This is a genomic window from Intestinibacillus massiliensis, from assembly GCF_900155735.1.
Classification (GTDB): Bacteria; Bacillota; Clostridia; order Oscillospirales; family Butyricicoccaceae; genus Intestinibacillus; species Intestinibacillus massiliensis.
The window spans coordinates 322,902-336,558 of sequence record NZ_LT707059.1 but is presented as its reverse complement, the minus strand read 5'-3'; the positions used below and the strand labels follow the sequence as shown (position 1 = coordinate 336,558).

Sequence of the window (13,657 nt, the reverse complement as noted above, 5' to 3'; positions counted from 1 at the left end):
TCCCGGCATATAAACAAAGCAGGAATTAAAGCTCCGCCGTTTTGCCCGCGGGCAAGTCCGCGCCGGCCAGCAGGTACAGCCGGAACATCCCGTCTTTCGCCTTGTAATGGAGGCTTGCCCCATGCTTGCGGGCATAGGCCGCGATACTGCGCGTGCCGAAGCCGTGCCCCGGCTGATCCGTCACCGGCAGGCCGTCCCGCCCGAAGCGCACCTGCCCGGAAAAAGTGTTGGCGATCTCGACAGCAAACTGCGGCTCCGTCACGGCGTTCAGCTCTATGCGGCGTGCCGCCCCCTCGGGCTGGCGGCGGCAGGCAGTCAGTGCGTTTTCAATAGCGTTGGCAAACACCGTGGACAGCTCCACAATATCCACGGGCAAATCCTCCGGGATGTCCAGGCGGGCGCTGACCGCGACCCCCTCCTGTTCCGCCTGTTCCAGATAGAGGCTCAAAATCGCGTCGAGGGTGGTGTTTTCACACCAGCGCCGCCGCCTGGTAGCCAGGATACTCTCGTCGTACTGCTGCACGAAGCGCAGGGCTTCCTCCGGCTTGCCGTCTTGCAGCAGCGCGCCGATATTCTGCATATAAAAGCGGGTATCGTGCCGGATAGTGGCAAGCCGCGTCTCACCCGCGTGGATCGCCGCCGCCTGGCGGCGCAGGGCGGAGACCTGCATGGCGAGCATATCCGCCTTGCTCTGGTTTTCCGCCATACGCCGGATGGCATCGCCCACGCTCATACCGGCGCACAGCACAAACAGCGCAGCGCCGCACCAGTAGAGGGGCAAAGCGGGCAGGCCGTGGATCGCCTGTTTCAGCACCGCGCCTACTTGGGCGGCAAGCCCGCCGGAAAACAGGCAGGTAACGGCCAGCGATGCGATGAGCGCCCCGAGCCCCATAAAGAACAACCGGAACGCCCGGCTGCCGCGCCGCGCTTCCAACACGGCGCACGCCAGTACGGCGGCGATGGAGAGATAGAGCGCCTGGGTACACAGCTCATAAAAAGGGGCGAGCAGGGACGACCCCAGGACATAGAACAACGGAGGCAATAGGGCAACCGCGGCAGGGATCAGGATAACGGCCGCCCTGCGCCTCCTGTGCGCACGCTCCATCCGGCACAGCAGATACGCCAGCGGCAGCGCCACAAAGAGGGGTGGGATCAGCGCCGCCAACCGCATATCCAGCGCGGAGCGATACACAAACCGCATATCGTATTCCCGGAGCTGATAAAACGCCTGCAACGCCGCCGCCAGCGTCAGCAGGAGCATGGGGCCGTCCCATTTGCCTTGGAATCCGCCGTAGAGCAGCAGCCCTAGCAGCAAAAAGGCGGCGGTCATATAGGCCGCGGCGGGCATCCCCAGCCCGTTTGCCTGGGCGGCGGCCAGGGCGGTTTCCGCCGCCCTGCTGGAGAGGATCACACCCGGCGTCCCGTAGGAATCCGCGCCCCGTTCAAAGGCCAGCGTCAGCATTTTGCCGCCGTAGCCGGGAGGTAGTGTCAGACGGGGGATTTCCCCAGCCGCCGGCACCTCATAACCTGCGGGCAACTCCACGCCCTCCGGTTTATCACCGGAACCGGGGGCTGTGGTATAGAGCAGCACCCCATCCAGGAAGACGCTGACCGGCCCATCCAGTTCCAGCGTGGTATAACCAGCCGTCTCATAGGCCGGGTCCAGCACACGGGAGAGGTATACCGTGCCGGTTGCCTCCGCCGCCTCTTTCGGGGTGAGCGCCACGCGCCCGCCCGCACCATCCAGGCGGTAGATGTCCCAGCCTTTGGCGTCGGTAAATATCGGGGTAAGGAACAACTGGTCCTCATCCGTCACGGTGTAGGAATGGAACAGTGCCAGCGCCGCCACCGCCAGGGCAAGGTACAGCAGCGCCAGCGCCCACGCCGGGACGCGCCCGGTTTTCTTGCTTTGCATGGCCGTCCCCCCTATACGCCGATTTGGGGCAGCTTGCCCCGCTCTAAGATGTATTCGATATAGGTTTCCCTGACCGAGGCTGCCAGGGCGCGGGAGATATTCAGCACCGTGCCGTCCCGCATGAGGAAGCTGCCCCCGGCCAGCTTTTGCACAAAGCTCATGTTGACGATATAACTGACGTTAATCTTTACGAACCGCCCGTCCCCCAGCAGCGGCGCGGCAGTTTGATCCAGCGGCTCCCGCATGGTGCCGCTCTCCACCACCGAGCCGTCCGCCATATGGTATTCCAGCACATGGTCCCGCACCCGGACATAGAGCAGCTCGCCGGGATGGACGGGCGTCACTTGATCCCTGGTGCGCACCAGCAGCGGCGTCTCCCGGCGCTCTTGCAGCTCTGCCGCCAGCTTGTCCAGCAGGGCGGCCAGCGCGTCTGCGGCCACGGGCTTTAGGAGATAGTCATATGCCCGCACCCGGTAGGACTGCACCGCATAGTCCGGGGACGAGGTAAGATAGACGATAGGCGACTTGCCGCCCGCCTCCCGGATGGCCTGCCCCAGCTCAATCCCGTTCATGTGGGGCATCATCACGTCCAGCAGGTAGGCGTCAAACCCGCCCCGCTCCCGGATGCAGTCCATCAGGTCATATGCCGACTGGAAGCGCCGCAGGGAGCCGTCCAGTTCCGGCCGCCCGGCGAGATACCCCGAGACCAGCCGCCCAATCCATTCCAGTTCCTGGATGTTGTCGTCGCACAGGGCAATCTGCACCATGCTTCCCCCTCCCCTTTTTTCCATCGCTTTATGTAAAGTACGTGTTTTCAGATACAAAGTACGTGTAACGTGCGCCGCTTCCCCAAATATACGCTACAATACAGGCAGAACCTTTCATCCATTTTAACGAAACTTATACTCTTTGTCAAACGGTGCAATCGGCATTTTGGACAAAAAAAAGAGCCTTTTTCAAGGCTCCCATGCGGAAAAGATGTTTTGACAAAAGGTATGCCTATTATCAAACAGGAGGTGCGAGACAGTAAAAATGACGGGAACACGGCGTAAGGCAAGCCCCAGCGCCCCCTTTCACGCAGCGGCGCGCAAGCCCAGGACACCAAGGAGGTGGTGTGGTGGAAAAGATCGACCTGCGCACGATTTACAAGGGGCAGCCGGAATACGAGCTGTTCCCCGCGCCAAAGCCCGGCGAGAGCGTATGGCCCCACCAGGGCTGCCCCTGCTGGACGGCGCGGCGGTACACGCTGCTGGCCAATCCCGACCATGAGTGCTGGTGCTGCGCCTTTGCGGACTTCCACCTGGGGCAGGACAAGGCGTTGGAGGTCGGCATCTGCCAGTACCCAAAAAAGTGAAACAACAAGGGATTACGATAAAGGAGGAAGAAACGGATGGAACAAACAATGAAGAAGCTGGCTCAGGCTATCCGGCGGCACACACGCCGCGTTATGGCCTCGGCTCTGGCGGCCTGCCTGGTGCTGGCCATGCTCCCCATGGAGGCGCGGGCGGAGGATACGCCCGCCGCGCCCACGGTGGAGACCTTTGGGGGGATCAAGTACATTTTCGCCAACGGCGCGGCGCTGATCATCGCCGGCGACAGCACCACCACCCCCACCAAGACCACCGTCTATGTAGACGCGGACGGGGACGGTGTGCTGGACAGCGGGGAGCAGTCCCTTGCGGCACTAGGTATTACCAATGCGCCAGCGGACGACGCCGACCTCTCGGCATATCCTATCTACGGCGGCAGCAAGAGCGCCGGTCACACAGGCAACACAAAAATCACTATGACCGGCGGCAAGGTACATTCCATTTTTGGCGGCGGGTACAAAGGCGACGTTACCGGCAACACGGAAGTTACCGTCGGAGAGGGCGCGGTTGTCTACAACAACGTCTATGGCGGCGGATATATGGGCAATGTCAGCGGCAATACGGTAGTTACCGTCAGCGGTACGGCTCGTAGAGTCTATGGCGGCGGAGAGTCCAGTGGCGCTAAAACAACTGCGGTGGGAACAGCAGGAGCAAATAACACCGTAAAGGTGACCGTTTCGGGGACGGCGAGCAGCGTATACGGCGGCGGTACAAACCACAACCAAATCAACGGCGACACCGAAGTTACCGTCAGCGGCACGGTGTCAGGTTCCGTCTATGGCGGCGGAGACTTCTATAGCCCGGTCACCGGCGGCACCGCCGTCACGATAAGCGGCACGGTAAAGGGCAGCGTATACGGTGGCGTCGATGACGGCTCAGCTAATCAAAACACCGCTGTCACGATCACGGACGGCGCGGTTACCGGCAACGTCTACGGCGGCGGCAATGAAGGTTCCGTTACACAAGACACCAACGTTACGATCACAGGCAGCACGGTGGGCGGTGGCGTCTACGGCGGCGGCTTTACTGACTCTGGCACCGCCGATGTCGGCGGCACGGCCACCATCCGCGTTACCGGGAACAGTCAGGTCGCGAGCATCAATGGCGGCGGGGCCATACGTTATTTCGGCTCTGCCGCCGTCGCAAATGCGGCCATTACCGTGGCCGACAGCACAGTGACCGGTTCCATTTACGGCGGCGGCGCTAATGGAGCCACCGTCACCGGCACGCGAACCGTCACCGTCGGTGGCAGTGCAAAAATTGGCGCTACCGATGGCGAAAACAGCTATGGCGTCACCATCAACGGCGGCTCAGGGGGCACCGAAGTCACAAACGGCGTGGATAGCTTTAAAATCGACCCCAGCCTGACGGACAACGCCAGCGTGGACGTTGTGCTGCCCGCGGGCTACGCCACCGGCACGATTGCGACCGGCGCGGTGCAGGCCGACCTCGCCAAAATCCACCTCACCGGCAACGGGGCCACGGGAAAAACAGCCGCGTTTGAGAACAATACCATCGTGGTAAAATTGTCCACAACGCCGCCCACCGGCGACGCGCCCACCATCACCACCACCAGCCTGCCGGACGGCACGATCGGGACGGCGTATAGCCAGGCACTTGCGGCCACCAGCGGCACGGCCATCACATGGAGCGTGGCAAGCGGCAGCCTGCCCGCCGGCCTGTCCCTGAACGGTAGCACCGGCGTTATCAGCGGCACCCCTACGGCGGCGGGAACCTCCAGCTTCACCGTCAAGGCGGAAAACAGCGCGGGCAGCGCCACCAAGGCGCTTTCCATTACCATCTCCAAACCTCATTACAGCATTTCCGGCTCGGTAATGGACTCGTATGCCGCTAACCTGAGCGGCACCGTGCAGCTCGTGCAGTGGGGACGGGTCTTGCAGACGGTCGCTCTGGGGAGTACCCCCTGCGCCTTCACGTTCTCCGGCGTGGCGCCGGGGATCTATACCCTGGTGGCCACCAACACAAAGGGCGGCACAGGAAGCACATGCATGACCGACACTCAGCAGGTCACCGTCGCCGACCGGGATGTGACCGACGTTGCGATGGGCTGGGATCATCGCTTCTATGTCAGCAGCGAGGTCGAGGTCACGGGGGGTACGCCCCCCGTGTCCGTGGGCGGGCTGGAACAGGTCGCCGCATTGATACCTAACACTCAAGGCTCCACCGCCTATACGGTCAAGCTGACGGCGGAGGCCGTGGACGCCCCCGCCGACAAGGCGGAAATCGACGCCCATGCCGCCGGAAAGGCCATGGATCTTTATCTCGACCTGAGCCTGCTGCTGCTGAAAGACGATTCCGTTATCGAAAACCTGGCGGACGCCAAAGGCAAGGTGTTGGGGATTACGGTTCCCTACGACTTCACGGATAAGCAGGATGTGACGGTCTACCGCAAACACGGGAGCGAAGCCGCCCAGGCTTTGATGCAGAATGACAGCGGAGACGATGGCACCTTTTCCCTGGACAGAGAAAACGGGTGCATCCACATCTACGCCAGCAAATTCTCCACCTATGCCGTGGGCTACATCCCAGTGGTAACGCCGCCCGAGCCCAATCCCAGCCACTCCAGCAGCGGCAGCGGCGCAAGCAGTTCCACCATCACCGCCACGGCGGGGACGGGCGGGAGCATCTCCCCCAGCGGCAAGGTACGTGTCAGCCGCAACAGCAGCAAGTCCTTTACCATCCAGCCGGCGGACGGCTATGTGGTGGACGACGTGCTGGTGGACGGCAAGAGCGTGGGCGCGGTGGAACGCTACACCTTTGAAAAAGTCACCAAGGCGCACACCATCGCCGCCAGCTTCCGGGAAGAAACAGGCAAGGCCGCCTGGAACCCCTTTACGGACGTGCGGGAAGGCGACTGGTTCTATGACAGCGTGAAGTACGCCTATGGGCATAGCCTCATGCTTGGTACATCCCCCTCTGCGTTCTCCCCCGAAGCAAGCACGGAGCGCGGCATGATCGTCACGGTTTTGTGGCGCATGGAAGGCCAGCCGGAGGCTGCCGGCATCCACGCCTTCACCGACGTGGGCAGCGGGGCTTACTATGCCGATGCCGTGGCCTGGGCGGATGGCAATGGGATTGTCCTGGGCTATGGGGACGGCAAGTTCGGCCCCGAGGACACTATCACCCGGGAACAGCTCGCCGCCATCCTCTGGCGCTACGCCCAATATAAGGGCAAGGACGTGGGCGCAGGCGGGACGCTGGAGCGCTTCACCGACGCGGCGGCGGTTTCCGGCTACGCACAGGAAGCGATGCGCTGGGCAACCGGGCAAGGTATCCTTTCCGGCAAGGGCGACGGCATCCTCGACCCCATGGGCCAGGCCACCCGCGCGGAAACGGCGGCCATGCTCATGCGGTATCTGCAAGGCGGATCATAACAATGAAGCGGGGCGATCGATAGATCGCCCCGCTTTTCGTGCAAAGGAGGGATGGGCATTGCCGCCGGCGCCCTCCTGCCTTCATGGCATAAAAAGGCCTTACAGCATCTTCATGCTATAAGGCCATCTGGTATGGTCGAGGTGACAGGATTTGAACCTGCGGCCTCTTCGTCCCGAACGAAGCGCTCTACCAAGCTGAGCCACACCTCGAAATTCCCTTAACCATCACGAGTTATAATTATAGTTATTTGGCTCAGAAATGTCAAGTGCCTTTGCTTAATTTTTTTAGGCGAATTTCCCGGCTGGGCTTTCCGGACGGACTGGCGTTTTACCGCTGTCGCGATACCGCAAGAATCCATAAAGATAAAACCGGACGCGTGTTTTTTGTGCACTATTGGCGGCAAATTTGCGGGTGAAATCGCAACTTCCCATAATCCCGTCCTTCCCGGATGCGTTATAATGAAAGCACAAAATCAAACAGGGATCAGCTTCCTCATTGTTTATGTGATCCCTGAATGAATTCTCCTTCTTCTTTCCCCCGCCCCAGACGGTTTTTGTCTGGGGCGGGATTTTCATTGCACGAAAAAACCCTTGGAGCACTCTCCAAGGGTTTTCGGACTGGTTGATTTTTTATAATGTGTTTATATGTAAACAATCAGGTATAGTCTTTAAGCGAACTATAGTGAGTTTCGGTATACTCCGTAGATCCTACCCAAACTGTATTTACAGTCTGTAAACGATAATAGTATCCCTTTGCTACGTACTGAGATCCCTTTACCGTAGCATATCGGCCATTCTGTGTGCTTTCCTCATAAGTACCAGGAACACTTACCCAGTCTCCACCTACACTTTTCTGCACAACAGAGGATACCCTGGCTTTGGTAACAGAGGTATTACCCGTAACAGTTGCATCATAAGTTGCTAACCCACTGCTTGTATTAATTTTGAACGATAACGAACTACCATCAAGTGGAGATGAAGTAGCCTTTGTAATTACATTGGCATTGTCAAAATCCATGGCCATGGCAGATAACGATGTTATAGCCATAACACATACAATCGCTAAAGCTAGTTTCTTTAAGTGTTTCATAAAATTTCCTCCGATGAACCAGTCATGATATATATCATTTTCATTAGAGGAAATCTTACCGTTATTTGACGCTATTCGCCATTTTCACTAAATCTTCTTTGATGCAGTCTCCACTTAGCTTATAAACGTTTGTACCATCAGACCACACAATTTTTATATATCCATTTTCTTCAAGAATATAGCCTTTGTTTCCACTTATATATATTTCTCGCTCTTGTCCTATAGGACTTTCATAAAAAACAGAATCTTCCGCTCCTCGTTGTTCAAACAATATCTGATTTTCACCATTTGAATAGGCAAAAATAACGCCATTATCGCTTTGCTGTTGGTCAGTAATATGATAGCCTTTTGGAGCCTCTCTAGGGAATTTAACATCATCAGATATTTCTACTAAATCCTTTGTCCCTTCTTCTGACTGAGCACCAACCATAATTTTCCCATTAGTAACTTCCAACACCAAATTAAATATTTTAATGCGCCATGCTTCAACGCTCATGGTATATGCGCCGCCAATAAATACAACAAGCGCAAGCACTGCGACAATGCGGTAATGCCTTCTGAAAAAGCCTTTCTTTTTGTGTCCCGACAGCTCGGCCACCTCGGCCGATCCGTGTTCTGCGGCAGCGGCCGCTGGGGCTTCCGTCACGTCGTCAACCAGGGAGCGCACCATTTCATCCAGCTCGTCCGGGATCGGCTCGTTTTCGTCCGGGTATTTCTTTGTATATTCATCATAAAGGCGTTCCAGTGATTCTGTGCCGGATTCACGCAGCATTTCTTCAAACAACTTTTCAAAGTGCTCGTCCTTCACCGCTGCTCCCTCCATTCTTCTTTAACCGGTTCTTGATTTTCAGCTTTGCCCTATGTATTCTACTATACACTAGGTTCTCATTAATTCCCAGCATTTCAGCAATTTCTTTTGTCGTCATATCATAGACGTAACGATAGATCAGAGGGTTCCGGAAATCTTCATGCAGCCAAGACAAGCTTTCCACCAGTTCTTCCGTGCTTTCCTTCTGGATTAAGTCCTTCATGATATCCCGTGTCGATTCGTCGGGAATCTGTTCCATATCAAATTCATCCGGGTTTGGCTGTTTGCCGACCGCCTTGATCTTCTTGCTGTATAAATAATGAACCATTTGCTGGCACATCCGTATCAAAAGGCCGCCGGTCTCCTTTTGGTTCCCTTCCCGTATTTTATCGATCATGGTTAAAACGCGTTCATACGTTTGCTGTACGGCATCATGTGCAAGATGCGGGTCATCTGTCGATTCCAGCGCAACTTTCAGTAAAAGCCTGGAGTATTTCTCGTGCAACCGCAAGAATTTCTCTTTTTGTTCGCTGGACAGATCCTGCTTCATGTCGTATCCCCCTTTACAAAATAGTAGCACTAATATTATACCCGCAGATTTTGTCACTTTAAAGTACAACATTCACATTTGCATGCGATTTTATGCATTTTCCCTTTTATTTTTACAGTTTAAGTAATATTTTTGAAGCAAATTCAATTTTAGAAAAACATATGCAGGCTTGCAGCCGCCGCGGTCATATTGCCGGGTTTGTCCAAATAGGATTGTCCTAGTAAGGAGTGACAATTTATGAAAAATGGACTTTCCCCCGGACGGCTGCCGCCCGGGCTGAACCAGGAACAAGTAAAAGCGGCGCGCGCGGCGCATGGCGCAAACGAACTGACACAAAAAACACGGACGACCTTTTTCCGGGTCTTCCTCTCCAATTTTGGCGACCCGATCATTAAAATCCTGTTGGTCGCGCTGGCGATCAACGTGCTCATGCTGCTGCGGGATGCAAACTGGTTCGAGACCGTGGGCATCGCCCTTGCCATTTTCCTTGCGACATTCGTTTCAACCCTGTCGGAATACGGGAGCGAATCCGCGTTCCGCAAGTTGCAGGAGGAGGCCGCGGCGCAGTCCTGCCGCGTGCGGCGCGACGGGCGCATGTCCGCCCTGCCGGTCGCGGAGCTTGTCGTCGGAGACCTTGTGTACTTGCAGGCGGGCGAGGGCGTGCCAGCGGACGGCGTGCTGCTCGAGGGCGGCGTGGCTGTCGACCAGTCCGCCCTGAACGGCGAAACCGCCGAACAAAAAAAATCCCCCGGCGGGGACGCCGGGGACCTTCTTTCGGCAAGCGGCCTGTTCCGCGGCTGCACCGTCTGTTCCGGCGAAGGCGTGATGCAAGTGACGCGCGTCGGGGACAGCACGTTTTACGGCAGCATGGCGCAGGAAATGCAGGAGGAAACGCGGGAAAGCCCGCTGAAGCTGCGCCTGGAAAAGCTTGCGGGCACGCTGAGCTGGCTGGGGCTTGCAGCGGCCGTCTTTGTCGCCGCGGCAGACCTGTTCCTGTCCTTCTTCCTGGCCAATGGTATGGATCCCGCCCGCATCGCGCAACAGTTTTCCCAGCCCACCGTATGCTTCGGCCACGTGCTTCACGCGGTCACGCTGGCGATCACCGTCGTGGTCGTGGCCGTGCCGGAGGGGCTGCCAATGATGATCACCGTCGTGCTTTCCTCCAACATGTCGCGTATGCTGCGCGACCATGTGCTGGTCAGGAAGCTGGTCGGCATCGAGACCTCCGGCAGCCTCAATATCCTGTTCACCGACAAGACCGGCACGCTCACCCGCGGCAAGCTGCGCGTAAGCGCCTTTGTCAGCGGTGATGGGCAGGCCTACGCCGGGATGGAAGGCCTCAAGCGTGACCAGCTGCTCTGGCAACTTGCCGCGCTGAGCTGCGCCTATAACACCGCCAGCACGCCTTCCGGGAAAAAGGCGCTGGGCGGCAACGCGACCGACCGCGCCCTGCTGCAAGCCGTGCTCCCCCTCCCCGGCACGCTATCCGGCTGGCAGAAAACCGGCGGCCTGCCGTTTGACAGCGCGCACAAATACGCTTCCGTCAGCATCAGCGGCAAGGGCGGGACGCTGCACCTGGTCAAGGGCGCGCCNCTCTCCATGACCCCGGGCGCCACCCGGGAGCCCGCCGCCGCGCTCGCCAAGGACGCGGGCATCCTGCTCCCCGGCGGCGCCCCCGTGCTGACCGGCGCGGAACTCGCCCGCATGGACGACGGGCAGGTCGCCGATTGCCTGCCCCGCCTGCGCGTCGTGGCGCGCGCGCTGCCGACGGATAAAAGCCGCCTGGTGCGCATCGCGCAGTCCTGCGGCATGGTGGCCGGCATGACGGGCGACGGCATCAACGACGCGCCCGCGCTCAAAAAGGCGGACGTCGGCTTCGCCATGGGCAGCGGCACCGAGGTCGCCAAGGAGGCCGGGGACATCGTCATCCTGAACGACAATTTTGCGTCCATCGTCCGCGCCATCCTGTACGGGCGCACGATTTTTAAAAGCATCCGGAAATTTGTCATCTTCCAGCTCACCATGAACCTGTGCGCGGTCGGGGTCTCCATCGTCGGGCCGTTCGCCGGGATCGACACGCCCGTGACCGTCATCCAGATGCTCTGGATCAATATTATCATGGATACCCTTGCCGGGCTGGCCTTTGCCGGCGAGCCGCCCCTCCCGGAGTACATGCGCGAAGCGCCCAAACGGCGGGACGAGCCGGTTTTCAACAAATACATGTTCCATCAGGTCATCTGCATGGGCGCGTACACGATCGTACTCTGTATCCTGTTTTTAAAGCTCCCCTTCTTCCAGTCGCATTTCCGTTACGGCGAAAACCCGATTTACCTGATGACGGCGTTTTTCACGCTGTTTATCCTGTGCGGCGTATTCAACAGCTTCAATACGCGCACTTACCGGCTGAACCTGCTGGCGCACCTGCGGCGCAACCCGCTCTTTGCGCTCATCATGCTGTCGGTAATCGCCGTGCAGTTCGGGCTTGTATACTGGGGCGGTTCCCTGTTCCGCACCGCGCCGCTGCGGCTGGACGAACTGGCGGCCATTGTGCTGCTCGCCGCCACCGTCATACCAGCGGATATGCTGCGCAAAACCCTTCTGCGGTGCAAAGGCATCCGCGGCTCCATCTGACCCTCAACCTGCAAAAATCCCCTGCCCTTGCCGGGCAGGGGATTTCCTGTTTACCAGTGATTATAGGTGCGGACCTCGTCAAGCGGTTTGCGCACCTTCTTCCGCGGGGCGGCCTCCTGCGCCGGGAAACCGACCGTAATCACCAGACGGACAGGCCTTTCCTTCGGGATGCCCAGCGCCTCATGCATTTTCCTGTCGCTGAACGTGCCGATCATGCAGGTGCCCAGCCCCATTTCGGTCGCGGCGTAGCACAGCCCCATAGCCGCCATGCCGATATCCATCTGTGCAAAACGCTGCGTGCCGTACCGCTCCTTGACCCCCGGCATCACGTTGGCATATTCCTCGCAGATCACGATGAACGCGGGTACCGCGTCGCCCCAGGGGCAGCCGGTCAGCCCCTCGTCGTCCAGTGCATCGACCAGCTTGGCCTTGGCTTCCGGCTCGTCCACGATGATGAAATGCCAGGGCTGCGCGTTACAGCCGCTCGGGCTGAGATGCGCGACCTCCACCAGCCTATCCAGCTGTTCCCGCGGCACCGGTCGGCTGCTGTAAGCGCGGCAGCTTTCCCGCGTGTTCTGCAAAACTTCAAATTCCATGCAATAACCCTCCTGTCACAGTCCGTTTGCGTCTGTTCCTGCTTTTCATTATAGCACACCCGCCCTGCGGTATGCCCTATTTTTTTGCAATATTGTTGCCATTCCGCCGCACCGCCCAACCAGGGTTGCGCCACTGCGCAGGACGGCAAATCACAAGCCGCTAAATATTGCACAAAATAAATGCCTTTCCGCCGCGCACGCCGGCAAAAGATTTCTAATGACAAAGTACCGGGAAATCTGCTATACTTTTTACGGTTATACCAAATAGGCACAACGCAGACCAATGATAAAAGGAGATATATTATGGGCATTCAAATCGGTATCATGGGCTACGGCAACCTCGGCCGCGGCATCGAAGGCGCGATTGCGCAGAACCCGGATTTAGAGCTGGCCGCCGTTTTCACGCGCCGCGCGCCGGAGAGCCTGCAAATTGCCACGCCGGGCGCAAAGGTGCTACCGGCGGCGGAAGCGCCGGCATGGAAGGATAAAATAGACGTGCTCGTCCTGTGCGGCGGCAGCGCGACCGATCTTCCCGAGCAAACCCCGCGCTATGCGGAGCTGTTTAACGTCGTCGACAGCTTTGACACGCACGCCAAAATCCCGCAGCACTTTGACGCGGTCGACGCAGCGGCAAGGCGCGGCGGCAAGGTCGGTATCATCTCGACCGGCTGGGATCCCGGCATGTTCTCCCTCAACCGCCTGTATGCGAACGCAATCCTGCCCGAAGGCAAGGACTACACGTTCTGGGGTCGCGGCGTGAGCCAGGGGCATTCGGACGCGATCCGCCGTATCGAGGGCGTGCGGGACGCGCGGCAGTACACGGTACCAGTCAGCGAGGCGCTCGCGGCTGTCCGCGCGGGCGAAACGCCGGCGCTCACCGCGCGCCAGAAGCACACGCGCGAGTGCTGGGTCGTCGCCGAGGAGGGCGCAGACCGCGCGCGCATCGAACGCGAGATCAAGGGCATGCCCAATTACTTTGACGAGTACGACACGACCGTCCACTTTATTTCGGAAGAGGAACTGCGCCGCGACCATAGCGAACTGCCGCACGGCGGTTTTGTCATCCGCAGCGGCGCGACCGGCAAGGACGGCGCGCACCGCCATGTAATCGAATACAGCCTGAAACTTGACTCCAACCCCGAATTTACCGGCAGCGTAATCGCGGCCTATGCGCGCGCGGCTTACCGCCTGTACCAGGAAGGCCAGCGCGGCTGCAAGACCGTATTCGACGTGGCGCCCGCTTACCTCAGCCCGCTCGACGGCGCAGAGCTTCGCCGCTGCCTGCTGTAAAAAAGGAAGGGG

10 protein-coding genes and 1 tRNA gene are annotated in these 13,657 nt (G+C 58.8%); 4 read left to right on the top strand and 7 right to left on the bottom strand.

Features of this window, described 5'->3' with window-relative positions; all coding sequences use genetic code 11:
* Positions 1-25 precede the first annotated feature (25 nt).
* Positions 26-1,915: a sensor histidine kinase gene (locus CZ203_RS09430; RefSeq protein ID WP_087065850.1), complete on the bottom strand. Its 1,890-nt coding sequence runs from the start codon at positions 1,913-1,915 to the stop codon at positions 26-28.
* Positions 1,916-1,926: 11 nt separating this feature from the next.
* Positions 1,927-2,682, bottom strand: a complete 756-nt coding sequence (locus tag CZ203_RS09425; RefSeq protein ID WP_159456455.1) for a LytR/AlgR family response regulator transcription factor — start codon at positions 2,680-2,682, stop codon at positions 1,927-1,929.
* A gap of 350 nt (positions 2,683-3,032) precedes the next feature.
* Here CZ203_RS09425 and CZ203_RS09420 point away from each other — a divergent pair, with 350 nt between their 5' ends.
* Complete coding sequence (locus CZ203_RS09420; RefSeq protein ID WP_235847500.1) at positions 3,033-3,269, top strand: hypothetical protein; 237 nt, start codon at positions 3,033-3,035, stop codon at positions 3,267-3,269.
* Positions 3,270-3,305: 36 nt separating this feature from the next.
* Positions 3,306-6,680, top strand: a complete 3,375-nt coding sequence (locus CZ203_RS09415; RefSeq protein ID WP_087065848.1) for an S-layer homology domain-containing protein — start codon at positions 3,306-3,308, stop codon at positions 6,678-6,680.
* A 133-nt stretch (positions 6,681-6,813) separates the two neighbouring features.
* Here CZ203_RS09415 and CZ203_RS09410 read toward each other — a convergent pair.
* The 4 genes from CZ203_RS09410 to CZ203_RS09395 all read right to left on the bottom strand — a co-directional run bounded on the left by CZ203_RS09410 (position 6,814) and on the right by CZ203_RS09395 (position 9,128).
* Positions 6,814-6,890, bottom strand: a tRNA-Pro gene (locus CZ203_RS09410).
* 445 nt (positions 6,891-7,335) lie between these two features.
* Complete coding sequence (locus CZ203_RS14265; protein WP_143436186.1) at positions 7,336-7,770, bottom strand: hypothetical protein; 435 nt, start codon at positions 7,768-7,770, stop codon at positions 7,336-7,338.
* 61 nt (positions 7,771-7,831) lie between these two features.
* On the bottom strand, positions 7,832-8,578 hold the full coding sequence (locus tag CZ203_RS09400) for a DUF4367 domain-containing protein (RefSeq protein WP_159456454.1): 747 nt from the start codon (positions 8,576-8,578) through the stop codon (positions 7,832-7,834).
* The gene (locus CZ203_RS09395; protein WP_159456453.1) at positions 8,559-9,128 is read right to left on the bottom strand and encodes an RNA polymerase sigma factor; all 570 of its coding nucleotides are present in this window, start codon (positions 9,126-9,128) and stop codon (positions 8,559-8,561) included. Before CZ203_RS09395 ends, CZ203_RS09400 begins: the two co-directional genes overlap by 20 nt.
* Positions 9,129-9,365: 237 nt before the next feature.
* On the opposite strand from CZ203_RS09395, the gene CZ203_RS09390 reads away from it, so the two are divergent.
* Positions 9,366-11,759: a cation-translocating P-type ATPase gene (locus tag CZ203_RS09390; protein ID WP_087065844.1), complete on the top strand. Its 2,394-nt coding sequence runs from the start codon at positions 9,366-9,368 to the stop codon at positions 11,757-11,759.
* Positions 11,760-11,809: 50 nt separating this feature from the next.
* On the opposite strand, the gene CZ203_RS09385 is transcribed toward CZ203_RS09390, so the two are convergent.
* On the bottom strand, positions 11,810-12,355 hold the full coding sequence (locus tag CZ203_RS09385; RefSeq protein WP_087065843.1) for a nitroreductase family protein: 546 nt from the start codon (positions 12,353-12,355) through the stop codon (positions 11,810-11,812).
* 303 nt (positions 12,356-12,658) lie between these two features.
* Here CZ203_RS09385 and CZ203_RS09380 point away from each other — a divergent pair, with 303 nt between their 5' ends.
* Positions 12,659-13,645: a diaminopimelate dehydrogenase gene (locus CZ203_RS09380; RefSeq protein WP_087065842.1), complete on the top strand. Its 987-nt coding sequence runs from the start codon at positions 12,659-12,661 to the stop codon at positions 13,643-13,645.
* Positions 13,646-13,657 lie beyond the last annotated feature (12 nt).

Bases quoted from the DNA above. Each gene is read 5' to 3' on its own strand.
- CZ203_RS09430 (WP_087065850.1), bottom strand. From the start codon at position 1,915: ATGCAAAGCAAGAAAACCGGGCGCGTCCCGGCGTGGGCGCTGGCGCTG.
- CZ203_RS09425 (WP_159456455.1), bottom strand. From the start codon at position 2,682: ATGGTGCAGATTGCCCTGTGCGACGACAACATCCAGGAACTGGAATGG.
- CZ203_RS09415 (WP_087065848.1), top strand. From the start codon at position 3,306: ATGGAACAAACAATGAAGAAGCTGGCTCAGGCTATCCGGCGGCACACA.
- CZ203_RS14265 (WP_143436186.1), bottom strand. From the start codon at position 7,770: ATGAAACACTTAAAGAAACTAGCTTTAGCGATTGTATGTGTTATGGCT.
- CZ203_RS09395 (WP_159456453.1), bottom strand. From the start codon at position 9,128: ATGAAGCAGGATCTGTCCAGCGAACAAAAAGAGAAATTCTTGCGGTTG.
- CZ203_RS09385 (WP_087065843.1), bottom strand. From the start codon at position 12,355: ATGGAATTTGAAGTTTTGCAGAACACGCGGGAAAGCTGCCGCGCTTAC.
- CZ203_RS09380 (WP_087065842.1), top strand. From the start codon at position 12,659: ATGGGCATTCAAATCGGTATCATGGGCTACGGCAACCTCGGCCGCGGC.